We start from the raw sequence: 25,175 nt of genomic DNA, 5'->3' as shown, positions 1-25,175 counted from the left end.
GATGATCTCGATAAGTATCGACAACTAGAGAATGTCATGCAAACCGGCCGGTGTGCCCGGATACCGAAACACCGGCGCGGCATGCGTGTTGCTGCTCAGGTAATGCGTTCCTGCTTACTTCGCTGCAAACTGCGCCAGGTCAGGCATTGGTGTACCGACCCATTGCTGATAGATCTGACCCAGGCGGCCGTTCTTGGTGTTGGTATCGATCCAGGCGTTCAGCCATTTTTGCAGTTCAGGTTCGTTTTGGCGGATACCGATCGCGTAAGGAATGTCCTTGATCGCAAACTTGGTTTCCAGGCCCTTGGTCGGATTCTGGCGTGCGATTGCAGCAGCCAGCGCATTCGGCGTGCACAGACCGTCAACCTGGCCCGACACCACAGCCGCAGTCACGGTTGCGTCGTCGTCAAAACGCACGATGGTCGCACCCTTCGGCGCCAGCGGCGTCAGCAGCGAATCCTGCATGTTGCCGCGCACGACAGCGATACGTTTGCCGGTCAGGTCAGGCAAGCCTTTGATTGCGGTTCCCTTCGGTGCGGCAACCACGAATTGCGAAGCGCCGTACGGATGCGTGAAGGTGATGACCTTGGCGCGCTCAGGCGTGATGCTGAACGTGGCGATCACCATGTCGGCCTTGCCGGTCATCAGGAAGGGCACGCGGTTCGGGCCGGTGACTTGCACGATTTCCAGTTCCACACCCAGGTCCTTGGCCAGCGCGCGCGCTGTTTCCACATCCGAACCTTGCGGTTCCAGCTTGGCGTTGGTCATGCCGAACGGCGGCGCGCCGAGATCGACGGCGATCAGCACTTTCTTGCGCGCCTTGATGTCGGCCAGCGTGTCGGCGTGGACGACCTGGGCGAAACACGCCAGACCGAGCATGACGACAGCTGCTTTTTTGGTGAAGTTCAGTAATGATTTCATGTTGTCTCCTGAGGTATAGATTTTTACTGCTAGGTGAAGTTACCGAAGTTTCGGGTATTGCCGTGATTACAAATCGCTGCTGACAAACTTCGCCAGCTCAGCGGTTTTGGGATTGGTGAACAGCTCGTCCGGAGGTCCGATTTCCCAGACTTTTCCTTGATGCATGAACACCAGAATATCGGCCAGTTTGCGCGCAAACGCCATTTCGTGCGTGACCAGCACCATGGTCATGCCTTGCTTGGACAAATCTTCCATGACCTTCAATACTTCGCCGGTCAGTTCCGGATCGAGCGCCGACGTCACTTCGTCGAACAGCATCAGTTCCGGCGCCATCGCCAGCGAGCGGGCAATCGCCACGCGCTGCGCCTGGCCGCCGGAGAGCTGCTCCGGGTAGGCTTCCTTCTTGTTTTCCAGACCGACCAGCGTCAGGACATTGTGCGCGATTTTTTTCGCTTCTGCTGTCGCCATCTTCTTGATGGTCGTCAGCGCCAGCGTGATGTTGCGCTCCACGGTCACGTGCGGGAACAGGTTGTAGCTCTGGAACACGATACCGACCTGCTTGCGCAGCTCGCGCAGGTTGAGCTTGTCCGGATGATGGATGTCATGGCCGCAGACGTTGATATCGCCCGAGTCGATGCGTTCCAGTCCGTTCAGGCAACGCAGCAAGGTGCTCTTGCCCGATCCGCTGCGGCCGATGATTGCGACCATCTGGCCCTTCTGCACATCCAGCGACACGCCGTTCAACACCTTGTTCGTGCCGAAGCTCTTGTGCAGATTGTTGATGCTAACGATTGCTGACATTCAATTTCCTTTCAAAGTGCTTGCTCAGCGCCGACAGCGGATAGCAGAGACAAAAATAAATCAGGGCCACGCAGCCGAACACGGTGAACGGCTGGAAAGTCGAGTTGTTGATGATCTGGCCGGCGCGCGACAGATCGACGAAACCGATCACTGATGCCAGCGAGGTGTTCTTGACGATCTGCACCATGAAGCCGACCGTCGGCGGGATCGCGATCTTGAACGCTTGCGGCAGGATCACTTTCTGCAATTGTTCAAAGCGGTTGAAGCCCAGGCATTCGGAGGCTTCCCATTGCGTTTTCGGCACCGCTTCGATACAACCGCGCCAGATCTCGCCGAGGAAGGCGGCGCAATACACCGCAAACGAAATCCCGGCCGCCACCAGCGGCGACAGCTTGAAGCCGGCAATCGCCAGGCCGAAGTAAGCCACGAACAGAATCACCAGCAGCGGAATGCCCTGAACGATCTGGATATACCAGCTAGCGACGGCGCGCAGCGTCTTATTGGGCGACACGCGCCACAGCGCGATCACGAAGCCGGCCACGCCGCCGAAGACGAACGCCACCAGCGACAGGACAATGGTCCAGACCGCTGCCTGCAGCAGGTATTCGACATGTAAAAAGGTAAATGAGGTCACGTTGTTTCCTTAGTTTCCTTACAGGTTGGTGCCGAGCTTGCGCTTGCGCACAAACGCTGTCTTCGCGACCAGCCAGAACGCAGCGCGGAACAGGAAAGACAAGGCCAGGTAGGCGACGGCGATCACCACATACACTTCAAAACTGCGGAAGGTTTCCGACTGCACCAGATTGGCGGTGGCGGTCAGTTCTTCGGCGGAGATCTGCGAGGTGATGCTCGAGGCCAGCATCAGCAGGATGAACTGGCTGGTCAGCGACGGATAAACGCGTTCGACTGCAGGCAGCAACACCACATGCCAGTAGACATGGAACTTCGACATGCCCAGACATTCGGCCGCTTCGATCTGGCCGGGATGGATGGAGTTGATGCCGGCGCGCATGATCTCCGCCGTGTAGGCGCCGACGTTGACGGTCAGCGCGATCACGGCCGAGGTTTCTGCAGTCAGTTTCAGGCCGATGCTCGCCAGTCCGAAATAGACCAGGAACACCTGCACCAGCAGCGGCGTATTGCGGATGATCTCGACATAGGTCTTGACCAGCGCCTGCAGCAGCCAGCTCTTGCTCTTGAAGGCGATGGCGCAGAGCGTGCCGACCACAAAGCCCAATACGATGGAAAGCGCGGATAACTGTACCGTCAGCCAGGCGCCTTCGAGCAAACGGGGCCAGTTGACGAACACGCTCATGAAATCAAAGGTGTAATGCATGAAGTCTCCAGAAGTCTTCGGGACAGCAACTGAGTCGTCAGCGCCGGCGCATTGTTAAAACATGCCGGCCGCTATCGGGCGTTGCTGTGCGCTATCGCGCTGATCGTGTTGCGGCAGACGGCTGCGGCAGCATGGATGGAATACTGGATGTCGCCTGTGCGCGTGTCGGCACGCACGTCGGATGGAAGTGTTGTTGCATTGCTGGGTCTCCTTGCTGAGGCCTGGCGCCGGACCGGGAATGTCCGCTACACAGGACCGTTCATTATGGTGATGCACTCTGCGGATCGGATGTCCGGTCTGCAGAGCGTATCGGCAATCGCCTCTTGGCGGGCGCTTTTCTGTGGGTTAAACCAAAATTCCTAAACAAAATTCCTGAAACTTGCTATCTGAGAATCAAAGTACTTTGATGCCATCAATGGCGATGCGCGACTGTTCGCGTGCAATGCCGTTGACCAGCGGCTCGCCGAAATCGGGCAGGCTGATTTCAAAGCAATCGCCCAGTTGGGTGCGTACACCGTCGGCGAACGACAAGGTCGCGGTGCCGAAGAAGTGCACATGGATGTCGCCCGGACGCAGGAACTGGTTGTACTTGAAGTGGTGGTACTCCAGGTTCTCGATGGCGTGGCACATGTTGTCCTGGCCGGAGAGGAATTCCTTTTCCCAAATCACGCGGCCGTCGCGGCGGATGCGGCTCATGCCGACCAGATTGGTAGGCAGGTCGCCGACCAGCAGCTCCGGGCCGAAGGAGCAGTAGCGCAGCTTCGAATGCGCCAGGTACAGGTAATTCTTGCGCTCGACCACGTGGTCCGAGAATTCGTTGCCGATGGCGAAACCGAGGCGATGCGGCCGGCCGTCGTTGTCGATGATGTACAGGCCGGTCAGTTCCGGCTCTTCGCCGGCGTCTTCGGCAAACTCCGGCATCGGGAAGGCCGCGCCCGGATTGACCACGATGTCGCCGTCGCCCTTGTAGAACCACTCCGGTTGCGCGCCGACCTTGCCGCGACCCGGACGTCCGCCTTCCAGGCCCCACTTGAACATGCGCATGGTGTCGGTCATGGCGCTTTCGTCGTCGTCCAGCTTCTGGTGCATCTTGTCGCGCGTCGCTGCGCTGCCCAGATGGGTCAGGCCGGTGCCCGACACCAGGCAATGCGCCGGATCTTCATGGTCCAGCGGCGCCAGGATGCGGTTTTCCTTCAGGATCGCAGCATAGTCTTCCTGGGTATTGCTATTGAGCAGTTGCGCCTGGCGTTCCAGCGAATTGCCTTCGGCAATCGCCAGCAAGGCCAGTTCGCGCATGGTGCCGACCTGGGAAACCACGTTGATGGCTTTGCCATTGACGATGCCGACTTTGCGGCCGCCCTGGCGGTCTTCGAATTGAATCAGTCTCACGGTGTCTCCGTATTTTTTAGCGAGAAATTTGCAAAATGCATCTGATGCTGTGGCGCAGCAATTGCCGCGTGGCGCACCTGCATGAGGAGGAAATCAATCGATTGAGGTCAAACTCAGATTAATTTCGCAAATGTCTCGATGAAATTATTCGCATCCTTATGAGTATTAGGGATGGATGCGTTAGCATTGTAGTTTTGCTGGATCAGAATATAAGAGGCTTCCCCAACGATGTCTAATGACCTTAATTCATCGGGTGATAACCAACTGCAAGGACAGGATGACGCGGATAAGCCGCATCTGCCGCAAACGCCGCAGGATGCGCCGTCCGTGCTGCCGTCGGTCAATGCCATCGTCAGCCGCCTGCGCTTCAGGCAGGTCGCCCTGCTGACCGCGCTCGATGAGCAGGGCTCCCTGCACAAGGCCGCGGAAGTCATGCACATGACCCAGCCGGCGGCGACCAAGGCCTTGCATGAAATGGAATCCGCCCTCGGCGTCACCTTGTTCGACCGTTCGCCGCGCGGGATCGAAGCGACCGAACTGGGCCGTTGCGTGATTCGTTACGCGCGCCTGATCCAGAGCGACATCAGCAATCTGCGCGACGAGTTGCAAGGCATGCTGACGGGGCAGGGCGGCCGTCTGTCGATCGGCACCATCATGGGCGCTGCGCCTATGGTCACGCGCGCGTTGACGCGCTTGCGCGAAGTGCAACCGGAAGTCTCGATCGAAATCACCGAAGACACCAGTGCGCGCCAGTTGCTCTTGCTGGATCAGGGGCGCATCGATCTGATGGTGGGGCGCTCATCGGTCAGTTCGCAGCCGCAGCTGTACAACTACGAAATGTTGCGCGGCGAGCCGATGTGCATCGTCACCGGCCTCGATCATCCTCTGGCGACGGCGCAAAAGGTGCGTCTGCAGGAACTGATGAGTTCGTCGTGGATTCTGTATTCCAGCAATATGCCGATGCGCATCTGGATTGAGCACGAGTTCAAGCTGGAAGGCCTGAAGGTGCCCGGCAACGTCATCGAGACCGCATCGCCTTTCGTCACCGTCACCTTGCTGGCGCAATCGAACATGGTGGCCGTGATGCCGCTCGACATTGCGCACTTCTTCGCCGCCAAACAGATGCTGTGTATCCTGCCCGTGCATTTGAAGACCCGCATCGAGCACTATGGTATCGTGACCCGCAAAAATGCCACCTTGTCCTCGATCGGCAAGATGTTCATCAACATCCTGCGTCAGCAAAACTGAGCCCCGGCCAGCGTGCGCATCGCATCTCACCTCTTGCAAAGAAGCTCATGAAGTCAGTTCCTTCCTCGTTGCGTCTGGCCGTATTGACGGGTATCGTGGCGCTGCTCGCAGCATGCGCCAACACGCAAAAGACCCTCGACCCGGTGGCCAAGCAGATTCGTCTTGATCAGGCGCTGGCGCTGTTCTCGACCAATCCGGCGGGTGGTCTTCCCAACGAGTGGGAACCGCTGATCCTGATGCGCAAGAAGAAGACCACCGACTACATCCTGGTCAAGGACGGCGACAAAACCGTGTTGCGCGCCTATGCCGACAAGGCATCCTCAGGCCTGCGCCATGCAGTCAACATCGACCCGGTCAAGCAACCCTGGCTGACCTGGAGCTGGAAGACCTCAGCCCTGATCAAGACCGCCGACAACTACCATCGCGACACCGAAGATTCGCCGGTGCGCATTGTGCTGGCTTTCGACGGCGACAAGAGCAAACTGTCCTTCATGGATACCATCCTGTTCGATACCGCCAAGCTGGTGTCGGGCCATGAGTTTCCCTATGCCACATTGATGTATATCTGGGAAAACAAGGCGCCGAAAGAAACCGTCATTTCCAATACTCGCACCGGCCGCATCCAGATGCTGGTGGCCGAAAGCGGCGCCGCCAACGTCGGCAAGTGGGTCAGCTATCAGCGCAATATCGTCGACGACTACGTGAAGATCTACGGCGAACAGCCGGGACGATTGATCGGCGTCGGCGTGCTGACCGACACCGACAATACGGAAGAAAAAGTGGAAGCCTGGTACGGCGATATCCGCCTGCTGCGCCAGGCCACCGTCGCCGCGCAAGCCGGAACGGAAGTGCAGCCGACGGCGAAGTGATCGCTGAGTAATCTAGCGGGACGCCAGCAACGCAATCAACGCCAGCAATGCCGGCAATGCCTGCACATACAGAATCGAGCGCTTGGCCGTCAGGCCGCCGTAGATCCCCGCAACCAGCACGCAGGCGACGAAGAACAGTTTGACCGCGCCGTCGCCGCCGATCAGTCCCCACGCCAGACCGGCAGCCAGAAAGCCGTTATACAAGCCCTGATTGGCCGCCAGCACTTTGGATGCCTCGGCTGCTTCACGCGACTGCCCGAAGGTTTTCAGGCCGAAGGGCTTGGTCCACAAGAACATCTCCAATACCAGAATCCAGACATGCAAGACGGCGATCAGTCCTACCAGGAAATCGGCGACCAGTTTCATAGTTTCTCCTTGTTGTAATTGATTCGCCGATCATGCCTGAAACAACAGTTTCTGAACAGGCATTGCCTTGCGCGGCCCATCAGAGCTAGAATAGCGCCGGGCCTGACAGGAGGCCCGCTCTCGCGAAAGCTGACGCACCTGTCGATGTCGAAGCGGTACTTCCTTTTCGGATAAACCCTGACGTACAACCTTGATCATGACCGTTGCGAGAGCGGGCACTATGAAAGGAACGTTATGTGGTCTACCTCCCATCCTCTTTTTACCTCCTCTGGCACTACCCGCAATGTCGCCGCCGAACCGGGCAGCAACAGTGAATTCCTGCGTCGTCACGCGCGCCGCCTGGTGCGCAGCGGCCGCGACGCGCAACCCAGCAAAGCCCTGCCGGTATTGCGCCGGATCATCGATACCGGCGTCATGCCGGAGCTGAGCGTCACCGATCTCTACGCCGTGCGCGATACCTTGCAGCTCAAGCACGTCCTGCACATGCTGGGCCGCGAACTGGGCTTTGCCGGCTGGGAAGCCTGCAAGCAGGAGATCGACCGTTGCGGCGCCGAAATGCTGGATCGCTACCGTTTCGAACAAGGCCAGTTCGGCGACTTCCGGCAGAACTGGTTCAGCGACGAACCGACCGCGCGTGAATGGCAGCAGCAAAACGGCGGTTATATCGTTGCCTACGGCAAGCAGGCGGTGGCGATTCTGGCCGACTGATTTACCGCCGGAGCTGTCGTCTCTGCATTGATGCAATGTCAAAAAAGCGCGGCGGCGCCCCGATGGGCCGTCGTGTTTTCATCTTGCTCCCCATGACCCTGTAAGTCGCCAAAGACGGTCTCGGTCGATGGCCGTAAAACGCCTGTGATTGGCGGGTTTCCACCGCTCCCGGCGGTAGTTTTCGCAATGCTCCGCTGCCATACTGGCTTCACCGTTTTCAGGTTACCGTCACGCAGCCGGTTGCAGCTTGCGCACTATCGCTCAGGAGAGCAAACATGACCACTACCATTGCCGGCATCAAGATTCCCGACAGCACCATGGCGCGCGAAGCGACCCAGCTAGTGCGCGACACCGAATCGGATCTGCTGTTTCATCATTCCACCCGCGTCTTCCTGTTTGGTGCACTCACCGGACAACGCAAGCAACTCGACTTCGATCCAGAGCTGCTCTACATCGGCGCCATGTTCCATGACATGGGGCTGACCGAAAAATTCAGCAGCCCGCAAGACAGATTCGAAGTCGACAGCGCCAACGCCGCGCGCAATTTCCTGCGTCAGCACGGCGTCGCCGAATCCGATGTCGAGCTGGTGTGGGACGCTATCGCGCTGCACACCACGCCGGGCATTCCCGAGCATAAAAAACCGGTGGTGGCGCTGGTCACGGCAGGCGTGGAAATGGACGTGCTCGGCCTTGCCTACAACGACTTCAGCGAAGAACAGCGCAAGCTCGTCGTCGCGGCGCATCCGCGCGGCGAACATTTCAAGGAAGGCATCATCGACGCCTTTGCCGGCGGCATGCTGCACAAGCCCTTGTCAACTTTCGGTACGGTCAACGCCGATGTGCTGGCGTTGAAAGATCCTGCCTATAAGCGTCTGAATTTCTGCAGCATCATCCGCGGGTCGGCATGGAATGACGCCGGTCATGCGGCAAGCTGCAGCAATCCCCTGCATCAGCACTAAAGAAAAAGGCGAGCATGCAAGCTCGCCTTTGTCATCGCTCCGAGAGAGCAACCGTTTCGACGCAGGACTATTGCGGCTTCAGGAAAGCCTCAGCCAGGCGCACCCAATACGTTGCCCCGATCGGCAGCAAGTCGTCGTTGAAGTCATAGCTTGGATTGTGCAGATTGCACGGACCCAGGCCGTGGCCGCTGTCGCGGTGGCCGCCTTCGCCATTGCCGATGAAGACGTAGCAGCCGGGTTTGTGTTGCAGCATAAAGGCGAAATCTTCCGCGCCCATGGTCGGCTCGACGGTCGCATTCACGTTGTCGGCGCCGACGATGCTTTGCATGACCTCGACCGCAAACGCGGTTTCCTTGGCGTGATTGACCAGCGGCGGATAGTTGCGGTTGAAGGTGAAATCGACTTCGGCGTCGAAGGCGGCGCAGGTATGTTCGGCGATTTCCTTCATGCGGCGCTCGATCATGTCCAGCACTGCCGTGCTGAAGGTGCGCACCGTGCCGATCAGCGTAGCGTTGTCGGGAATCACGTTGGTCGCGCTGCCGGCGTGGATCTGCGTGATCGATACCACGGCTGAATCGTTGGGATTGGTGTTGCGCGAGACGATGGTCTGCCAGCTCTGTGCGATCTGCACCGCCGTCATCACCGGGTCGATGCTCTTGTGCGGCTGCGCCGCATGCGAACCCTTGCCTTTGACGATCACTTCGAATTCGTTGCTGGACGCCATCATCGGCCCCGGCGTCACGCCGAAGGTGCCGGCCTTCATACCTGGCCAGTTGTGCATGCCGAACACGGCATCCATCGGATATTTTTCAAACAGGCCGTCCTGGATCATGCGCTCGGCGCCGCGTCCGCCTTCTTCCGCCGGCTGGAAGATCACATATACCGTACCGTCGAAATCGCGATGCTGCGACAGGTAATGCGCCGCGCCCAGCAACATGGTGGTGTGGCCGTCATGACCGCAGGCGTGCATCTTGCCTTCGTGTTTGGACGCATGCGGGAAGGTGTTCAGCTCCGGCATCGGCAACGCGTCCATGTCGGCGCGCAGGCCGATGGCGCGCGTGCTGCTGCCGTTCTTGATGATGCCGACCACGCCGGTGACGCCGAGGCCGCGCACTACCGGGATGCCCCATTCGGTCAGCTTCTGTGCGACCACGTCGGAGGTGCGCTGCTCTTCATAGCTCAGCTCGGGATGCGCGTGGATATCGCGGCGGATTTTTTGCAGTTCAGAATGGAATTGGGTGATCGGGTCGATGAGTTTCATGATGCGTACCTTGTGGTCAATCTTGTGTGAAGCGTTTTCTGTCTTGTCATTTCGCCATGTACAGCAACTGGTTCGGCGGTGACCGAACCGGTTCAATGGCGTTCCTCGATGATGGAAGGATACCCCGGACGCCGATCATTTGCTGGCGCCTCGGCTATATTACCCCTGGGCCTGAGCGCTTGCGATAAATGTAGTTGCTTATCCGGCATGATTTATGCACCATCACAACTTCGTGTGCAGATTGCCATCCCCCGTCATTTTTATAGCCTAGCCAAAACAGCCAATGCTCGTCTTCATCATCCGCCGTTGCGTACAGAGCGTCGCCGTGCTGCTCCTGATGTCGCTGCTGGTCTTCGTCAGCGTCTACGCCATCGGCAATCCCATCGACATCCTCATCAGCGCCGACGCCGACCAGATCGAGCGGGCACGCGTGATCGCCGCCTTTGGCCTGGATCAGCCGCTGTGGGTGCAGTACTTCTATTTCATCAAGAACGCGCTGGCCGGCGACATGGGACGCTCCTTCGTCTACGCCACGCCGGCGCTCGGGCTGATCCTGGAACGCCTGCCGGCCACGCTGGAACTGGCGGTCTCGGCCATCCTGATCGCCATCGTGATCGGTCTGCCGCTGGGTTTGTGGGCCGGGCTGCGGCCCAAGAGCATCGCCAGCAAAACCATCATGACGGTGTCGATCTTCGGCTTCTCGCTACCGACCTTCTGGGTCGGGCTGATGCTGATCATGGTGTTTGCGGTCGAGCTGGGCTGGCTGCCGACCAGCGGACGCGGGCAGACAGGCATGCTGTTCGGGATTCCGCTGGGTTTCCTGACCTGGGACGGGCTCAGGCATCTGCTGATGCCGGCGCTGAATCTGTCGCTGTTCAACATCGCGCTGATCATCCGCCTCACGCGCGCCGGCACGCAAGAGGCGCTGCTGCAGGACTACATCAAATTCGCGCGCGCCAAGGGCCTGCGCAACAGTCGCATCGTCGGCGTGCACGTACTCAAGAACATCCTGATTCCGATTGTTACCGTGGTGGCGCTGCAGTTCGGCTCCATCATCGCGTTCTCCATCGTGACCGAATCGATCTTCGCCTGGCCGGGCGTGGGCAAGCTGCTGATCGACTCCATCCGCGTGCTCGACCGGCCGGTGATCGTCGCCTTCCTGTCGCTGATCGTGGTCATCTTCATCCTGATCAACCTGTGCGTCGACGTGCTGTACTCGGTGCTCGATCCGCGCGTGCGTCTGTCGGAGGCGAAAGGCTGACATGTTCAACAAGATTACCCGGGCCGACACGCCGTTCACACGCTTCCTGCAAGGCTTCTTCAGCAGCCGCATCGCAACCTTCGGTTTCATCTTGTTGCTGCTGCTGTTGCTGGCGGCGATTTTTGCACCGATTATCTCGCCGCAAAATCCTTACGACCTGGAGCATCTCGACGTGATGGATTCGCGCCTGGAGCCGGGCAAGACCTCGATGGAAGGCATGACCTTCCTGCTTGGCACCGACGATCAGGGGCGCGACATGTTGTCGGCGATTCTCTATGGCCTGCGCATTTCGGTCATGGTCGGCGTCACCAGTACCGTGATCGCACTGGCGATCGGTCTGTCGCTGGGCTTGCTGGCCGGCTATGCCGGCGGCCGCATCGAAGCGCTGATCATGCGCGTGGCCGACATCCAGCTGGCGTTTCCGCCGATTCTGGTGGCGCTGATCCTGCTGGCGCTGACGGGGCGCGGCGTCGACAAGATCATCATCGCGCTGGTCACGGTGCAGTGGGCCTACTACGCGCGCACCACCAGAAGCACGGCGCTGGTCGAACGCAAGAAGGAATACATCGAAGCCGCCAGCCTGCTCGGCCTCTCTCCGCTGCGCATCATGTTTCGCCATCTGCTGCCCAATTGTTTGCCGCCGCTGATCGTGATTGCCGCCTTGCAGGTGGCGTCGGCGATTTCGCTGGAGGCGACCTTGTCTTTCCTCGGACTGGGTTTGCCGGTGACGGAGCCGTCGCTGGGTTTGCTGATTTCCAATGGTTTCCAATACCTGCTGTCGGGTAAATACTGGATCAGCTTCTTCCCCGGCGTGGCCTTGCTGGCGGCGGTGGTGGCGATCAATCTGGTCGCCGATCAGTTGCGCGACGTGCTCAATCCACGCTTGCAGGGGCAATGACGATGACCGCCACCTTGCAAGTAGAAAACCTGCAGACGCATTTCTTCTCGCGCGGCGGCATTGCGCGCGCAGTCGATGATGTTTCTTTCACCGTGGAACCGGGCCAAGTGATGGGCCTGGTCGGCGAATCCGGTTCGGGCAAGTCGATGACCGGTTATTCCATCATGGGTCTGATCGATGAGCCGGGAAAAGTGGTCGGCGGTCGCATCCTGCTCAACGGCGAGGATCTGCGGGCCATGCCGGCAAGCCGGATACGCGAAATCCGCGGCAATCGCATTGCGATGATTTTCCAGGATCCGATGATGACCCTGAACCCGGTGCTGCGCATCGATACGCAAATGATCGAAGCCGTGCTGGCGCATCAGGACATCGGCAAGGACGCCGCCCTGGCGCTGGCGCGCGACGCGCTGGTGCGGGTCGGCATTGCCGCGCCGGATGAGCGCCTGCATGCCTATCCGCATCAGTTTTCCGGCGGCATGCGGCAGCGCGTGGCGATTGCCATTGCCTTGCTCAACAAGCCGGACCTGATCATCTGCGACGAGCCGACCACGGCATTGGACGTCACCATTCAGGGACAGATCCTGTTCGAGATGCAGAAGCTGTGCCGCGAGTCCGGCACGGCGCTGATCTGGATCACGCATGACCTGTCCGTTGTCGCCGGACTGGCCGATACCGTCAGCGTCATGTACGCCGGACGCATCGTCGAAAGCGGCGCCGTGGCGCAAGTGCTGGCCCGGCCGCGCCATCCCTACACCTACGGCCTGATCGCTTCGGCGCCGTCGCGCAATCCGCGCGGTCAGGCGCTGCGCCAGATTCCCGGCAGCACGCCGTCGCTGCTGAACCTGCCGTCCGGCTGCGCTTTCCGCGACCGCTGCACGCACGCCACTGCGGAATGCACGCAGACGCCGGAGACGCGCATGGTCGACGGCCGCGCCTTGCGCTGCTTCCACCCGATGGCGGATGCGCCGCTGGAGGCGGCGTCATGACATTGAACGCATTGAAAGAACAAAGCGTGCATACAGACACGGATAAGCAGCCCTTGCTGGAACTACAGCATGTGGTCAAACGTTTCGTCAAACCGCTCGACAGCGCGGCGAAAACAGCCAACCTGTTTACGCAAGCCTTCGGCCGCGTCTTGAAGGAAGAAGTCGTACACGCTGTCGACGATGTCAGCCTGCACATCAACGCCGGCGAAGTGGTCGGCCTGGTCGGCGAATCCGGCTGCGGCAAGTCGACGCTGGGACGCATGGTGGTCGGTTTGCACAGCCTGACGGAGGGTGTGCGGCTGTGGCAGGGCGAAGATCTCGACAAGCTGTCGCCGCAGCAAAAGCGCGAGCGGCAGCTGGCCATCCAGATGATCTTTCAGGATCCGTATGCGTCGCTGAATCCGCGCCTGCGCGTGGTCGACATCGTCGGCGAAGCGCCGGTGGTGCACGGCATCATCGGCAAGCGCCAGCAGCAGGAATATGTGGCGGAACTCTTGCAGCGCGTGGGGCTAAGCGGCGACATGCTGCGCCGTTTCCCGCATCAGTTTTCCGGCGGGCAGCGAGCGCGGGTCGGCATTGCGCGCGCCCTGGCGGTGAAGCCGAAATTCCTGGTCTGCGACGAAGCCGTGGCGGCGCTTGATGTGTCGATTCAGGCGCAGGTCTTGAATCTGTTCATGAAGCTGCGCGATGAGCTTGACCTGACCTATCTGTTCATCAGTCACGACCTCGGCGTGGTGCGGCATATTTCCGATCGCGTGCTGATCATGTATCTCGGCCGCATCGTCGAGTCGGCGCCGACCGATGCCGTCTTCGCGGGCGCCAATCATCCCTACACGCAGGCTTTGCTGGCGTCGGCGCCCAAATTGGAAGTGGGCAAGGCGACCTACTTTGCGGTCAAGGGCGAGATCCCGTCGCCGCTCAATCCGCCGTCGGGTTGCCATTTTCATCCGCGCTGTCCGCATGCGATGCCGCGCTGCTCGGTAGAGAAACCGCTGCTCAGAGAGATCGCACCGGGTCATATGTCGGCCTGCCATCTCAACGACGCGCAATAAAAAACGCCGGCGCTCAGGCCGGCGTTTTTTCATGCTTCAGCACATCACGACGCCAGTTTCTTCACCAGTTTCAGTATGAACTCGCGGCTGTCGTACAGACGCGGAATCTCCACGCGCTCATCCAGTCCGTGCGTACGCAAATCGGCCGGATCGAAGAACAGGCCGGAAACGCCATACATCGGAATCCCCGCATTGCGCGCAAAGCGGCTGTCGGTGGCGCCGGTGCTCATGAACGGTATCACCGGCACGCCGGGCCACATTTCCTTGGTCAGCGTCTCAATGGTGGAGAACATCTCTCCCTGCAGCGGCGACACCGGGCTGCGCGTCGGCTTGGCGAACTGGCGCATGGTGATCTTGTCATTGGCGCCGTTATTGGTGATCACCTGCTTGAGTTGTTTCTCGACGTTGTCCGGATCGTCAAACGGCAGCATGCGGCAATTGACCACGGCCTTGGCCGATTGCGGCAGGGCGTTTTCGGCGTGGCCGGCGTTGACCATGGTGGCGGTACAGGTGGTGCGCAGCTGCGCGTTGTACAGCGGCGTCTTCGACAGGCGCTCGATGACGGCGGCATCGGTGCTGCCGTTGCCGACCGCGCGCATGTCTTCCGCCAGTTGGCCCGACATCAACGGCGCGGTGCGGCTGAAATAGGTCTTGGTGACGTCGGCCAGCATTACCGGGAAGCGATAAGCGCCGAGGCGCGCCAGTGCTTCCGACATGCCGTAGATCGGATTGGTGGCGGTCGGCAGCGAGCTGTGGCCGCCGACGTCGCGCAATTCGAATTCGTAAGTGGTGTAGAGTTTTTCGGCAATCTGCACGCGGTGCAGATTCGGTTTGCCGTCGCGCAGTTCACCGCCGCCGCCTTCGTTGATGCCGAACTCGGCTTTCAACAGTTCCGGTTTGTTCTTCAGCAGCCACATGGCGCCGTTGCTTTCAACGTCGCCGCGTTCTTCATCGGCGGTCAGCGCCATGATGATGTCGCGCGTCGGCTGGAAACCTTCCTGTTTTAATTGCGCCAGCACGGAGACGAAGGAAGAGGCCATCGCCTTGTCGTCGATTGAGCCGCGCGCAGTGAAATAGCCGTCGCTTTCCTGCAGCTTGAAGGGATCGGTCTTCCAGTCCTCGCGCTTGGCTTCCACCACGTCGATGTGCGCCATCAGCAGCATCGGCTGCTTTTGTTGTTTCGCGCCGCTGCCTTTCCAGCGCAGCACCAGGTTGCCCTTGCGCGGGAAGGGTTCGATGATCTGCATCTCGTCCTTGCTGAACCCGGCCTTGAGCAACACCGCCTGCATGGCCTGCGCCGCCTGCGTTGTGCTGCCGACCGAATGGGTGGTGTTGATTTCGACCAGTTCTTTGTAGATCTCGTGGAAACGCTGCTGCTGCGGCGTCAGGGTTTGCGTCTGGGCAAAGGCGCCGCCGCAGGTTGCGAGCGCCGCGGCACAGGCGATATGGCGCAAGGCGGGGAAGCGAAATGTCATGGGAAGCGTCTCCTTCGTTATGGATTGATGTTGCGGTGAGGAAATGAAGAGTAACGCAACAAGTCGCCGCGCGTACAGAGGGGAGGGCGCAATTTTGTTCAATACGGATCGTGCCATCGCGCCTAGCATCGCCGTCTCTGATCAACCCTGGACGGCGGCAACATGGTCTTGCATGAATTTCTCCTGCTGGCGACAGCGCACTGGCTGGCGCTGGTCAGTCCCGGTCCCGATTTTCTCCTGCTGTTGCGCAATGCCTTGCGTCACGGCCGGCGCAACGGCATCGGCACCAGTCTCGGCATTGCCTGCGCCAACGGCGTGTATATCGTAATGGCGCTGGCCGGCTTCAGTGTGCTGCAGCATAGTCCGGCCTTGTTGCTGGCGATGAAATTGCTGGCCGGCGGCTACCTGGCCTATATCGGCTGGGCCTTCATCCGCGCCAGCCGCAGCCCGCAGCCGTTGGCGTGGCAACATGCCGATCGCGGGATGGAAGCGCATCACGGCTTCTTCCAAGGTTTTGCGGCCGGCTTCCTGTCCGGCGGGTTGAATCCGAAGAACGGCTTGTTCTACCTGGGATTGTTCACGCTCATGGTCGGCGCCGCAACCGGGATGGAGATCAAGATGCTATACGGCGCGTGGATGTTTGCGGCGGTCTTTGTCTGGGATGCCGCGCTGGTGCTGGCGGTATCCAGCGAGCGCGTCGCTGCCCGGATTGTGCGTTATTTCTCGCGCGCCGAATGGCTGGCGGGCGTGCTGCTGCTGATCGCTGCGCTGGCGATAGTGGCCGCGACGCTGTTCGCCTAGCCGCCGAGCCGGTATTGCGCCGGCGTGGCGGCGACGCGCGCCTTGAAGGCGCGATGGAAATGGCTCTGGTCGGCAAAGCCGGTGCGGTAAGCGACATCGGCCAGAGATTCGCCGCGGCGCAGGAAATCGCGCGCCAGGTTGATGCGCATGTCGAGTTGCAGCGCATGCGGGGTCATGCCGTAGCGGCGGCGGAACTGGCGGATCAACTGATAGCGTCCGGTGCCGGCCAGTTGCGCCAGCGTGTCGAGCGCTATCTTGTCGCAGCAATGGTGCTGCAGGTGGTCGTGCGCCGGTTGCAGGTCGGAAGCTTCCACTGCCGTATCGGCATCGCTCATTGCATCCGATGAGGACGCGCAAAACGAGGCAAACAATTCGCACAGTGCAGCAACCAGCACGCTCTCTTTTTGCAAAACATCTTCGCTATCGCGCATGGCGTCGCTGATGTCATCCATCAGGACCCGGGCGCGCGGCGAACGCAATACCTGCGAAACCAGCGTCGTCCGCGACGACAGGCCGGCTTCGTCGAGCAGCGTGCACAGCCATTGTTGATCGAGGTGGAACATGCGATAGCTCCAGCTTTCCCGCTGCACCGGATTGCAGGAGTGCACATCGTTGGCGGCAATCAACACCACGTCGCCCGGCCGGATGGGCGTTTCGCGGTCCGCCAGCGAGAATACGCTGGTCCCGGCGTCGACGATGCCGATGGAGAAGGTCGGATGCGTGTGCGGCGTGTAGCAACTGACGCTGCCGACGGCGCGCCGGCCTTCGAAGAAGGGCAAGGCCGGATCGCGCCAGAACTCGACGGCGGGAGCAGCTTCCTGAACAAGGGATTGGGCAGCCTGCATGATGAAAGCTTCTGAAAGAGATGGGGCATTTTAAGATAAAGTAAGCATCTTGCCGTCCAATCCGCCTTCAGTTTCCTAATTGTCATGAATTCCGCTCCGAATCCAGCTTCCTCAAGCGCCGATCCCATCATCGTCCGCGGCGCCTGCCCGCATGACTGTCCTGACACCTGCGCCTTGCTGGTGACCGTGAAGGACGGCATCGCCACCGAAGTGCGCGGCGATCCGGATCATCCGACCACGGCCGGCGTGCTGTGCACCAAGGTGTCGCGTTATACCGAACGCACCTATCACAAGGAACGCCTGCTGCATCCGATGAAACGCGTCGGCAAGAAGGGCGAAGGCAAGTTCGAGCGCATCAGCTGGGACGAAGCGCTCGACACCATCGCAGCCCGCCTGAAGCAAGTCGCCGCGCGCGACCCGCAAGCCATTTTGCCGTACAGCTATGCCGGCACCATGGGCCTGGTGCAGAGCGAATCGATGTCGATGCGCTTTTTCCATCGCATCGGCGCTTCGCTGCTGGAGCGCACCATCTGTTCTTCCGCCGGAAGTACCGGTTACCGCTATACGGTTGGCGCACGCATGGGCGCCGACACCGAACACGTGCAAGATGCAAAGCTGATCATCATCTGGGGCGGCAACCCGATTGCCTCCAACCTGCATTTCTGGATGCGTGTGCAAGAAGCCAAGCGCCGCGGCGCCAGGATCATTGCCATCGATCCTTATCGTTCGCTGAGCGCCGACAAATGCCATCAGCACATCGCGCTGTTGCCGGGCACCGATGCGGCGCTGGCGCTGGGCATGATGCATGTGCTGATCAACGAGAACATGCTCGACACCGATTACATCGCACAGCACACGCTGGGTTTCGATCAGCTCAAACAGCGCGTGCAGGAATGGCCGCCGCAACGCGTCGCGGAAGTCTGCGGCATCAGCGTCGATGAAGTGCTTCAGCTGGCGCGCGAATACGGCAGCGCCGCACAGCGCGGCGAGAACACGCTGATCCGTGCCAACTATGGCTTGCAGCGCGTGCGCGGCGGCGGGATGGCGGTGCGCAATGTGGCTTGCCTGCCCGCCCTGGTAGGCGCATGGCGGCACGCAGGCGGCGGGTTGCAGGTATCGACCTCGGATTCGTTTCCGCAGAACGGCGCCTTCCTGAAGCGTCCCGACTTGCTGCTGCAGCACGGCGTTCCATCGCGCACCATCAACATGAGCACCATCGGCGACGATTTGCTGCGCGAGAGTTCTCCCGATTTCGGGCCACGCGTGGAAGCCGTGATCGTGTATAACGCCAATCCGGTTGCGGTCGCCCCTGAGTCCGCCAGGGTCGTGGAGGGGTTTGCGCGCGAAGACTTGTTTACCGTCGTGCTGGAGCATTTCCAGACCGACACCGCCGATTACGCCGATATTCTCTTGCCCGCTACGACACAGCTGGAACACGTCGACGTACACGCCACCTACGGCCACATTTACATGATGGCGAACAACGCCGCCATTGCGCCGCTGGGTGAAGCCAAGCCGAATACCGAGATCTTCCGCCTGTTGGCGGCACGCATGGGCTTCGACGAGGATTGCTTCAAGGACAGCGACGATGCGATTGCGGCGCAGGCATTTGACCGCAGCAACGAACGCGCTGCGGATTTCGATTGGGAACGTCTGAAAGAGAAGGGCTGGCAACGCCTGAACATGCCGGCCGCGCCGTTTGCCGACGGCGGTTTTGCGACGCCTTCGGGCAAGTGCGAGTTTTATTCGGCGCGCATGCTGGCCGATGGCCTGGATCCCTTGCCGACGTATATCCCGCCCTATGAATCGGTGGCCAGCAACGCGGCGCTGGCCGAAAAATATCCGCTGGCGATGATCTCGCCGCCGGCGCGCAATTTCCTCAACTCGTCGTTCGTCAACGTGCAGAGTCTGCGCGACACCGAGGGCGAGCCGCATCTGGACATGCATCCCGACGACGCTGCCGCGCGCGGCATCGTGCACGGCGGCGCAGTGCGCATTTTCAACGATCGCGGCAGCATGCTGGCCAAGGTGCGGGTGACGCCGAAAGCACGTCCCGGCCTGGTGGTGGGATTGTCGATCTGGTGGAAGAAATTTTCCGCCGACGGCAAGAATGCCAACGAAGTGACCAGCCAGCGCCTGACCGACATGGGCAATGCGCCGACCTTCTACGACGTGCTGGTGCAGGTGGAAGCATGCGCAGGAAGCGCGTAGCAAAAATCGTCTTGATGGCCGGCGCTGCGGCAGCGTGTCTGCTGGCGGCGGGCTGCTCCTCGCTGGGGTATTACGCACAGGCGGCGCATGGGCAGTTCTCGCTGCTGGCGCAGGCCAAGCCTATCGACGACTGGCTGGCCGATCCGGCTACCTCCGAACGTTTGCGCGCCAAGTTGCAGACCGTGCGCGAGATCCGCCGCTTCGCGGTGGAGCAATTGTCCTTGCCCGACAACGGCAGCTACAAGAATTATGCGCAGCTGCAGCGACCCTTCGTCGTCTGGAACGTGGTGGCGGCGCCGGCCTTGTCCCTGCAGGCGAAGCAGTGGTGCTTCCCGATTGCCGGTTGCGTCGACTATCGCGGCTATTACAGCCAGCAGGACGCGCAGGATTATGCCGACGGGTTGGTCAAGCAAGGTTATGACGTGCAGGTGCTGGGCGTGCCGGCGTATTCGACGCTGGGCTGGTTCAACGATCCGGTCATGTCGACCTTCATCAATTATCCCGACGGCGAACTGGCGCGCCTGATCTTCCATGAGCTGGGCCATCAGGTGGTCTATGTCAAAGGCGATTCGCAATTCAATGAATCCTATGCCACCACGGTGGAAGAGCTTGGCCTCGACCGCTGGTTGCAGGCGCGCCACGACGACAAGCTGGCGCAGGCCTATCGCGTCTTCGCTGCGCGCAAGGAAGACTTTCTGGAACTCCTGCTGAAATACCGGTCTCAGTTGGACGCTGACTACCAAAGCGATGCCGGCGACGCCGACAAGCTGCAGCGCAAGGCGGCGATCTTCGATGCCTTGCGCGCCGAGTACCAGCAGCTCAAAGTGCGCTGGGGCGGATTCAGCGGCTACGACCGCTGGTTCGCCATGCCGCTGTCGAACGCGCATCTGGCGCTGGTTGGCACCTATCATGACCGCGTGCCGGCGTTTCGGGCCTTGTTCCGCCAGAGCCGCGATTTCGCCGATTTCTTCGAACGGGTAAAAACGCTGGCAAAGCTGGACAAGCCGCAGCGCGACGAACAGCTGGATCGTTTGCAGGCAGGGCAGCCGCCACAGCAATCTGCTCAGGCGGGTGCGAAATAATGCTGCTCCGGTGCTACAGTGCAGGGCAGAGAGCGCAGCGAGAATTTCATTGCCGAATTGACTAATTTTGAAAATCGCCATGAATCGGCAGAAAAAGTTGCCAGTTTGGAAAAGATGGCGCAAGGTGTCAGCCGATGGGGCCGGTTGGCAGGGGAAACAAGAAAATTTTCTTAAATTTTCTCAAAATACTTGCCCTTAATGAGATTGGTGGATAGCATCTGCAATAAATAAAAACACAACCGTGCTTTTTTTTGCGGCATCCAACCAGGTCCTGAGAATACAGCCGGGCTGCCGCTCTGAATCGGAGACAAAAGGAACAATATGGATAAATTCTGGCTTGCATCGTACCCCGCAGGCGTCCCAGCCGACATCGACCCAAGCCGCTACCGCTCGCTGGTCCAGCTGATCGACGAGGCCTTTGTTAAATACGCAGACCGCAACGCCTATGCCTGCATGGGCAAGTACCTGACCTACGGCGAACTGGACAAACTGTCCGCCACGCTGACCGCATGGCTGCAAAGCACCGGCCTGAAAAAGGGGGCGCGCGTGGCGATCATGATGCCGAACGTGCTGCAATATCCGATCGCCATCGCCGCCATCCTGCGCGCCGGCTATACCGTGGTCAACGTCAATCCGCTGTACACGCCGCGCGAGCTTGAGCATCAGTTGAAAGACTCCGGCGCCGAAGCCATCTTCGTGCTGGAAAACTTCGCCTGCACGCTGGCCAAGGTGATCTCCAATACCGCCGTCAAGCACGTCGTCGTCGCCAGCATGGGCGAGCTGCTGGGCGGCCTCAAGGGCGCGATCGTCAATCTGGTGGTGCGCCATGTCAAGAAGCTGGTGCCGCCGTTCTCGCTGCCGCAGTCGATCACCTTCAAGAAAGCGCTGGCGCTGGGCGAAGGCAAGAAGCCGGCGCCGGTCGATGTCGGCCATGACGACATCGCTTTCCTGCAATACACCGGCGGCACCACCGGCGTCGCCAAGGGTGCGGTGCTGACGCATCGCAACCTGGTGGCCAATGTGCTGCAGGCCGAAGAATGGCTGATGCCGGCGCTGAATCAGGGCGCCAAACTCGACCAGCTGGTCTTCATCTGCGCGCTGCCGCTGTATCACATCTTCGCGCTGACGGTCTGCAATATGCTGGGCACGCGTGAAGGCGCGCTCAATGTGCTGATTCCGAATCCACGCGACATCCCGGGCTTCATCAAGGAACTGGGCAAGTACAAGGTCAACACCTTCCCGGCGGTCAATACGCTGTACAACGCGCTGTTGAATCATCCCGATTTCGCCAAGCTGGATTTCTCCGGCTATCGCTGCTGCGTCGGCGGCGGCATGGCGGTGCAGAAATCGGTGGCGGACAAGTGGAAGAAGATCACCGGCTGCCCGATCATCGAAGGTTACGGCTTGTCCGAAACCTCGCCGATCGCCAGCGCCAATCCTTGCACCATCGACGAATACACCGGCACCATCGGCCTGCCGCTGCCGTCGACCGACATCGCGATTCTGGACGACGACGGCAAGCCGGTCGCGCTCGGCCAGCCAGGTGAAATCGCCATCCGCGGCCCGCAGGTCATGCAGGGTTACTGGAACCGTCCCGACGAAACCGAGAAGGTCATGACGCCGGACGGCTTCTTCAAGTCGGGCGACATCGGCATCATGGATGAGCGCGGTTACACTCGTATCGTCGACCGCAAGAAGGACATGATCCTGGTGTCCGGCTTCAACGTCTATCCGAATGAAATCGAAGGCGTGGTGGCGGCGCACGCTGGCGTGCTGGAATGCGCCTGCGTCGGCGTGCCGGACGAGCATACCGGCGAAGCGGTCAAGTTGTTCGTGGTGCGCAAGGACAAGTCGCTGACGGCCGAGCAGTTGATGGCCTACTGCAAAGAACAGTTCACCGGCTACAAGAAACCCAAGTACATCGAGTTTCGCGATGAGCTGCCGAAGACCAATGTCGGAAAGATTTTGCGCCGCGAATTGCGTGACGAGAAAAAAGAGGAAAAGAAGGCAGCCTGATTTTCAGCTTGAGTGTCTTCAGCAGTACAAACAAAAAACGCGACCTTGCCGGTCGCGTTTTTTTATGGCCGTGAAGCTGGTCAGATGCAATCGAATCAGGCCTGGGTTTGCTTCCACGCGCTGACGAAGGCTTCTGCGTTCTGCTTCACCTGTTCTGCGCTCATGCCGGGTTTGTACAGCGCCGAGCCCAAACCGAATGCCGATGCGCCGGCCGCCACAAATTCCTTGAGGCTGGCAGGCGTGATGCCGCCGACCGGCGCCAGCATGACGCTGGCCGGAATCACCGCGCGCCAGGCCTTGACGACGGCGGGACCAAGCTGCTCGGCCGGGAACATCTTGAGGATGTCGGCGCCGGCCGCCAGCGCGGCAAATGCCTCGGTCACCGTGGCCACACCAGGCGCGCTGGCCAGGCCGGCGGCGGTCGCGGCCCGGATCACTTCGGGATCGCTGTGCGGCATGACGATCAGCTGTCCTTCCGCATCCTTGACCTGAAGCACTTGCGCCGGCGACAGCACGGTGCCGGCGCCGACCATGCAATTGGCGGGCAGGGCATTGCGCAGCACGCGAATGCTTTCAAACGGCTCGGGTGAGTTGAGTGGCACTTCGATGATGCGAAATCCCGCGTCATGCAAGACCTTGCCTATGCTTTCGACTTCGTCGGGACGGATGCCGCGCAGGATCGCGATCAGCCCGCATTGTTTCAGCGCTTCTTTCAACATGGTGTTTCTCCAGTGATGCTGATATCTAGCTCAGCAGGCCGGCTTGCAGGGCGATTTTCCACAAGCCGGTTTCGGTGGCTTGCGCCGCGATGTCGATACCATTCAGATGCAGGCCGTACAGATTCAGGGCGGTCTGATAGCGGGCGCATAGCTTGTCGTCGCCGATCAGGATGATATGCGGGGAGGGCGCGCAGCCGGCGGCTTCCCGCGTGGATTTCAGCGCCGCGATTTCGTGGCCGATCAGCAGGCCGGACAGATAATCGGGCTGGCTGCGCGGCCCCAGTTCGCCGACCAGGCCGAGCGTGCGGCTGCTGAAGATAGTCGACAACACGCCGGCGCGTCCTTCCTCCGTTTGCGCCACGCGCAGGCCGCGTTCGAAGGCGGCGTGGTCGGGCTCGCCGTCACGGTCCATGGTGCGGCCGAGGATGGTGTGCTGGCTTAGTACGGCGTAGACCTCGCCGGTCATGAAGGTGTCGAAATGCGTCATGCGCCGCTCTTGCACGCGTACCCATTTCGAGTGTGTGCCGGGCAGGCCGATCAGGACTTCGGCGTCGCCTTGCAGCGATTCCAGAATGCCGACGACCTGTGTTTCCTCACCGCGGATGACATTGGGCAAATGTCCGCGTTGCAGCAGGCCGGGAACGATGTGCAATACCAGTCCGCCGCTGACGTCGACGCGCGTCAGTTGCTTGCCGACTTCGGCGACCGCCAGCGGCATGTCGACATAAGCCGCTTCGCGCCAGCCCTGGGCGCTGCCGACCATGCCGGCGGCGATGACGGGCGTCCCCGAAGTATCGCGCAGCCAGTCGCCGCAGGCTTCGTCGAATGCCTTGACGAAACCGGCGTGGCGGCTGCCGTCGCCATCGCTTGCATCCACTGACGGCAAGTTCATGATGCCCCACGGCAGTCCGCGCTTGTCGAGCACGGCGCCGTTGTCGCCAAGGCGATAGGCGCGCAGTGACGTTGTGCCCCAGTCGAGCGCGATCAGTCGGGTTGTGCTCATGACCTCATTCTCTTTAACGCGGCACCGGCGTCAGCAAGGGCTTGCCGCTGAAGTGCGCCTGCAGGTTGTCGAAAGCCAGATCTGCCATCGCGGTGCGCGTGATCACGGTGCCGCTGGCCATGTGCGGCGTCAGCGTGACGTTGTCGAGTTTGGCGAGCGCTTCCGGCACATTCGGTTCGTTCTCGAACACGTCGAGACCGGCGCCGGCGATCTTGCCTTCCTGCAGCGCCTTGATCAGCGCTGCTTCATCGACCACCGAGCCGCGCGCGACGTTGATCAGGAAACCCTTGGGGCCGAGCGCTTCGAGGATGTCTGCATTGATCAGTGCGCGCGTACCGGCGCCGCCCGGCATCGACAGCACGAGGAAATCGACTTCCGACGCCAGCGTCTTCAGATCGGCAACATAGCGGTAGCCGACGTCGCTTTGCGGCGAGCGGTTGTGATACGCGATGCTCATGTCGAAGGCTTCTGCGCGTTTGGCGATGGCCTTGCCTATGCGACCCAGGCCGACGATGCCCAGGCGCGAGCCGGTGACCTTGGTGGTCAGCGCATGCGGACCTTTTTTCCATTCGCCGCTGCGGGCGAAGCGGTCGGCGTGGACCACCTGGCGCGCGGTGGACAGCAGCAGCGTCATGGCGAAATCGGCGACGTCGTCGGTCAGCACGTCGGGCGTATTGGTGACTTCGATGCCGCGTTCGCGTGCGGCAACGGCATCGACGCCGTCATAGCCGACGCCGAAGACGGAAATGACTTCCAGCGCCGGAAAACGGGCGATGAAGTCGCGTGTTACCTTGGTTTCGCCCTTGGACGAAATGGCGCGGATGGACGGCGCAATGGCGGCCAGCTCGGCTTCGCTCAGGGTGTTGATGTCATGGCAATTGAAATGCGCATGCAGGCGTTGGCTCAGGTGCGGGGGAAGGCTGGCGGCGATGAGGACATCGGGACGTGCGGAAGTGGAGGTCATGGAA

Annotated in this window: 24 protein-coding genes; 12 read left to right on the top strand and 12 right to left on the bottom strand. The window is 60.6% G+C overall.

The genetic code is table 11. The annotated features are described in order from the left end of the window. Window positions 1-114 precede the first annotated feature (114 nt). From AKL25_RS20600 to araD1, 5 genes are all read right to left on the bottom strand, one after another. Window positions 115-921 (bottom strand): transporter substrate-binding domain-containing protein, encoded by an 807-nt coding sequence (locus AKL25_RS20600; protein WP_050479583.1) that lies wholly within the window; start codon window positions 919-921, stop codon window positions 115-117. A gap of 66 nt (window positions 922-987) precedes the next feature. Continuing rightward, window positions 988-1,722, bottom strand: coding sequence for an amino acid ABC transporter ATP-binding protein (locus tag AKL25_RS20595; RefSeq protein ID WP_007878018.1), 735 nt, complete (start codon window positions 1,720-1,722; stop codon window positions 988-990). Beyond that, window positions 1,706-2,356: an amino acid ABC transporter permease gene (locus AKL25_RS20590; RefSeq protein ID WP_050479582.1), complete on the bottom strand. Its 651-nt coding sequence runs from the start codon at window positions 2,354-2,356 to the stop codon at window positions 1,706-1,708. The genes AKL25_RS20595 and AKL25_RS20590 overlap by 17 nt, the downstream gene beginning before the upstream one ends. Before the next feature lie 18 nt (window positions 2,357-2,374). Beyond that, window positions 2,375-3,058 carry an amino acid ABC transporter permease gene (locus AKL25_RS20585; protein ID WP_050479581.1) on the bottom strand — a complete coding sequence of 228 codons (684 nt, stop codon included), beginning with the start codon at window positions 3,056-3,058 and terminating at the stop codon, window positions 2,375-2,377. 393 nt (window positions 3,059-3,451) lie between these two features. Next, on the bottom strand, window positions 3,452-4,447 hold the full coding sequence (gene araD1, locus AKL25_RS20580) for an AraD1 family protein (protein ID WP_050479580.1): 996 nt from the start codon (window positions 4,445-4,447) through the stop codon (window positions 3,452-3,454). A gap of 228 nt (window positions 4,448-4,675) precedes the next feature. On the opposite strand from araD1, the gene AKL25_RS20575 reads away from it, so the two are divergent. Next, window positions 4,676-5,695: a LysR family transcriptional regulator gene (locus AKL25_RS20575; RefSeq protein WP_083444816.1), complete on the top strand. Its 1,020-nt coding sequence runs from the start codon at window positions 4,676-4,678 to the stop codon at window positions 5,693-5,695. 47 nt (window positions 5,696-5,742) lie between these two features. Further along, window positions 5,743-6,564: a DUF3047 domain-containing protein gene (locus AKL25_RS20570; RefSeq protein ID WP_050479579.1), complete on the top strand. Its 822-nt coding sequence runs from the start codon at window positions 5,743-5,745 to the stop codon at window positions 6,562-6,564. 12 nt (window positions 6,565-6,576) lie between these two features. Here the strand turns inward: AKL25_RS20570 and AKL25_RS20565 are convergent, their stop codons facing one another. Next, window positions 6,577-6,930 carry a DUF1304 domain-containing protein gene (locus AKL25_RS20565; protein WP_050479578.1) on the bottom strand — a complete coding sequence of 118 codons (354 nt, stop codon included), beginning with the start codon at window positions 6,928-6,930 and terminating at the stop codon, window positions 6,577-6,579. Between the two features lie 234 nt (window positions 6,931-7,164). On the opposite strand from AKL25_RS20565, the gene AKL25_RS20560 reads away from it, so the two are divergent. Together AKL25_RS20560 and AKL25_RS20555 are read left to right on the top strand one after the other, a co-directional pair. Next, window positions 7,165-7,638 carry a hypothetical protein gene (locus AKL25_RS20560; protein WP_050479577.1) on the top strand — a complete coding sequence of 158 codons (474 nt, stop codon included), beginning with the start codon at window positions 7,165-7,167 and terminating at the stop codon, window positions 7,636-7,638. Window positions 7,639-7,913: 275 nt separating this feature from the next. Next, complete coding sequence (locus AKL25_RS20555) at window positions 7,914-8,597, top strand: HD domain-containing protein (RefSeq protein WP_050479576.1); 684 nt, start codon at window positions 7,914-7,916, stop codon at window positions 8,595-8,597. 67 nt (window positions 8,598-8,664) lie between these two features. Here the strand turns inward: AKL25_RS20555 and AKL25_RS20550 are convergent, their stop codons facing one another. Beyond that, window positions 8,665-9,858 (bottom strand): M20 aminoacylase family protein, encoded by a 1,194-nt coding sequence (locus tag AKL25_RS20550; RefSeq protein ID WP_050479575.1) that lies wholly within the window; start codon window positions 9,856-9,858, stop codon window positions 8,665-8,667. A 283-nt stretch (window positions 9,859-10,141) separates the two neighbouring features. Here AKL25_RS20550 and AKL25_RS20545 point away from each other — a divergent pair, with 283 nt between their 5' ends. The 4 genes from AKL25_RS20545 to AKL25_RS20530 are packed head-to-tail and all read left to right on the top strand — an operon-like array spanning window position 10,142 to window position 14,055. Continuing rightward, the gene (locus AKL25_RS20545; protein ID WP_050479574.1) at window positions 10,142-11,119 is read left to right on the top strand and encodes an ABC transporter permease; all 978 of its coding nucleotides are present in this window, start codon (window positions 10,142-10,144) and stop codon (window positions 11,117-11,119) included. 1 nt (window position 11,120) lies between these two features. After that, window positions 11,121-12,017, top strand: a complete 897-nt coding sequence (locus AKL25_RS20540) for an ABC transporter permease (protein WP_050479573.1) — start codon at window positions 11,121-11,123, stop codon at window positions 12,015-12,017. After that, window positions 12,014-13,003: an ABC transporter ATP-binding protein gene (locus AKL25_RS20535; RefSeq protein ID WP_050479572.1), complete on the top strand. Its 990-nt coding sequence runs from the start codon at window positions 12,014-12,016 to the stop codon at window positions 13,001-13,003. The genes AKL25_RS20540 and AKL25_RS20535 overlap by 4 nt, the downstream gene beginning before the upstream one ends. Beyond that, window positions 13,000-14,055, top strand: coding sequence for an ABC transporter ATP-binding protein (locus AKL25_RS20530; RefSeq protein WP_050479571.1), 1,056 nt, complete (start codon window positions 13,000-13,002; stop codon window positions 14,053-14,055). Before AKL25_RS20535 ends, AKL25_RS20530 begins: the two co-directional genes overlap by 4 nt. A 44-nt stretch (window positions 14,056-14,099) precedes the next feature. Here the strand turns inward: AKL25_RS20530 and AKL25_RS20525 are convergent, their stop codons facing one another. Continuing rightward, window positions 14,100-15,530, bottom strand: a complete 1,431-nt coding sequence (locus tag AKL25_RS20525; RefSeq protein ID WP_050479570.1) for a M20/M25/M40 family metallo-hydrolase — start codon at window positions 15,528-15,530, stop codon at window positions 14,100-14,102. Window positions 15,531-15,692: 162 nt separating this feature from the next. Here AKL25_RS20525 and AKL25_RS20520 point away from each other — a divergent pair, with 162 nt between their 5' ends. Further along, window positions 15,693-16,331: a LysE family translocator gene (locus AKL25_RS20520; RefSeq protein ID WP_050479569.1), complete on the top strand. Its 639-nt coding sequence runs from the start codon at window positions 15,693-15,695 to the stop codon at window positions 16,329-16,331. Here the strand turns inward: AKL25_RS20520 and AKL25_RS20515 are convergent. Further along, window positions 16,328-17,176 (bottom strand): AraC family transcriptional regulator, encoded by an 849-nt coding sequence (locus AKL25_RS20515; RefSeq protein ID WP_050479568.1) that lies wholly within the window; start codon window positions 17,174-17,176, stop codon window positions 16,328-16,330. The two genes, AKL25_RS20520 and AKL25_RS20515, sit on opposite strands and share 4 nt — an antisense overlap. An 84-nt stretch (window positions 17,177-17,260) precedes the next feature. Here AKL25_RS20515 and AKL25_RS20510 point away from each other — a divergent pair, with 84 nt between their 5' ends. From AKL25_RS20510 to AKL25_RS20500, 3 genes are all read left to right on the top strand, one after another. Continuing rightward, on the top strand, window positions 17,261-19,387 hold the full coding sequence (locus tag AKL25_RS20510; protein WP_050479567.1) for a molybdopterin-containing oxidoreductase family protein: 2,127 nt from the start codon (window positions 17,261-17,263) through the stop codon (window positions 19,385-19,387). Next, on the top strand, window positions 19,369-20,469 hold the full coding sequence (locus AKL25_RS20505) for an aminopeptidase (protein WP_050479566.1): 1,101 nt from the start codon (window positions 19,369-19,371) through the stop codon (window positions 20,467-20,469). Before AKL25_RS20510 ends, AKL25_RS20505 begins: the two co-directional genes overlap by 19 nt. Window positions 20,470-20,790: 321 nt before the next feature. Then, window positions 20,791-22,485, top strand: coding sequence for a long-chain fatty acid--CoA ligase (locus tag AKL25_RS20500; protein ID WP_050479565.1), 1,695 nt, complete (start codon window positions 20,791-20,793; stop codon window positions 22,483-22,485). A gap of 95 nt (window positions 22,486-22,580) precedes the next feature. Here the strand turns inward: AKL25_RS20500 and AKL25_RS20495 are convergent, their stop codons facing one another. The 3 genes from AKL25_RS20495 to AKL25_RS20485 are packed head-to-tail and all read right to left on the bottom strand — an operon-like array spanning window position 22,581 to window position 25,171. Beyond that, complete coding sequence (locus AKL25_RS20495) at window positions 22,581-23,204, bottom strand: 2-dehydro-3-deoxy-6-phosphogalactonate aldolase (RefSeq protein ID WP_050479564.1); 624 nt, start codon at window positions 23,202-23,204, stop codon at window positions 22,581-22,583. A gap of 25 nt (window positions 23,205-23,229) precedes the next feature. Beyond that, window positions 23,230-24,207 (bottom strand): 2-dehydro-3-deoxygalactonokinase, encoded by a 978-nt coding sequence (locus AKL25_RS20490; RefSeq protein WP_050479563.1) that lies wholly within the window; start codon window positions 24,205-24,207, stop codon window positions 23,230-23,232. A gap of 13 nt (window positions 24,208-24,220) precedes the next feature. Continuing rightward, on the bottom strand, window positions 24,221-25,171 hold the full coding sequence (locus AKL25_RS20485; protein WP_050479562.1) for a 2-hydroxyacid dehydrogenase: 951 nt from the start codon (window positions 25,169-25,171) through the stop codon (window positions 24,221-24,223). Between the last annotated feature and the right edge of the window lie 4 nt (window positions 25,172-25,175).

This window comes from Herbaspirillum rhizosphaerae (assembly GCF_001189965.1).
In the GTDB taxonomy this organism is placed as follows: Bacteria; Pseudomonadota; Gammaproteobacteria; order Burkholderiales; family Burkholderiaceae_D; genus Herbaspirillum; species Herbaspirillum rhizosphaerae.
This window is presented reverse-complemented; position numbering and strand designations above follow the sequence as displayed.

Bases quoted from the DNA above. Each gene is read 5' to 3' on its own strand.
- AKL25_RS20600 (WP_050479583.1), bottom strand. From the start codon at position 921: ATGAAATCATTACTGAACTTCACCAAAAAAGCAGCTGTCGTCATGCTC.
- AKL25_RS20595 (WP_007878018.1), bottom strand. From the start codon at position 1,722: ATGTCAGCAATCGTTAGCATCAACAATCTGCACAAGAGCTTCGGCACG.
- AKL25_RS20585 (WP_050479581.1), bottom strand. From the start codon at position 3,058: ATGCATTACACCTTTGATTTCATGAGCGTGTTCGTCAACTGGCCCCGT.
- AKL25_RS20575 (WP_083444816.1), top strand. From the start codon at position 4,676: ATGTCTAATGACCTTAATTCATCGGGTGATAACCAACTGCAAGGACAG.
- AKL25_RS20570 (WP_050479579.1), top strand. From the start codon at position 5,743: ATGAAGTCAGTTCCTTCCTCGTTGCGTCTGGCCGTATTGACGGGTATC.
- AKL25_RS20565 (WP_050479578.1), bottom strand. From the start codon at position 6,930: ATGAAACTGGTCGCCGATTTCCTGGTAGGACTGATCGCCGTCTTGCAT.
- AKL25_RS20560 (WP_050479577.1), top strand. From the start codon at position 7,165: ATGTGGTCTACCTCCCATCCTCTTTTTACCTCCTCTGGCACTACCCGC.
- AKL25_RS20555 (WP_050479576.1), top strand. From the start codon at position 7,914: ATGACCACTACCATTGCCGGCATCAAGATTCCCGACAGCACCATGGCG.
- AKL25_RS20550 (WP_050479575.1), bottom strand. From the start codon at position 9,858: ATGAAACTCATCGACCCGATCACCCAATTCCATTCTGAACTGCAAAAA.
- AKL25_RS20545 (WP_050479574.1), top strand. From the start codon at position 10,142: ATGCTCGTCTTCATCATCCGCCGTTGCGTACAGAGCGTCGCCGTGCTG.
- AKL25_RS20540 (WP_050479573.1), top strand. From the start codon at position 11,121: ATGTTCAACAAGATTACCCGGGCCGACACGCCGTTCACACGCTTCCTG.
- AKL25_RS20535 (WP_050479572.1), top strand. From the start codon at position 12,014: ATGACGATGACCGCCACCTTGCAAGTAGAAAACCTGCAGACGCATTTC.
- AKL25_RS20530 (WP_050479571.1), top strand. From the start codon at position 13,000: ATGACATTGAACGCATTGAAAGAACAAAGCGTGCATACAGACACGGAT.
- AKL25_RS20525 (WP_050479570.1), bottom strand. From the start codon at position 15,530: ATGACATTTCGCTTCCCCGCCTTGCGCCATATCGCCTGTGCCGCGGCG.
- AKL25_RS20520 (WP_050479569.1), top strand. From the start codon at position 15,693: ATGGTCTTGCATGAATTTCTCCTGCTGGCGACAGCGCACTGGCTGGCG.
- AKL25_RS20515 (WP_050479568.1), bottom strand. From the start codon at position 17,176: ATGCAGGCTGCCCAATCCCTTGTTCAGGAAGCTGCTCCCGCCGTCGAG.
- AKL25_RS20510 (WP_050479567.1), top strand. From the start codon at position 17,261: ATGAATTCCGCTCCGAATCCAGCTTCCTCAAGCGCCGATCCCATCATC.
- AKL25_RS20505 (WP_050479566.1), top strand. From the start codon at position 19,369: ATGCGCAGGAAGCGCGTAGCAAAAATCGTCTTGATGGCCGGCGCTGCG.
- AKL25_RS20500 (WP_050479565.1), top strand. From the start codon at position 20,791: ATGGATAAATTCTGGCTTGCATCGTACCCCGCAGGCGTCCCAGCCGAC.
- AKL25_RS20495 (WP_050479564.1), bottom strand. From the start codon at position 23,204: ATGTTGAAAGAAGCGCTGAAACAATGCGGGCTGATCGCGATCCTGCGC.
- AKL25_RS20490 (WP_050479563.1), bottom strand. From the start codon at position 24,207: ATGAGCACAACCCGACTGATCGCGCTCGACTGGGGCACAACGTCACTG.
- AKL25_RS20485 (WP_050479562.1), bottom strand. From the start codon at position 25,171: ATGACCTCCACTTCCGCACGTCCCGATGTCCTCATCGCCGCCAGCCTT.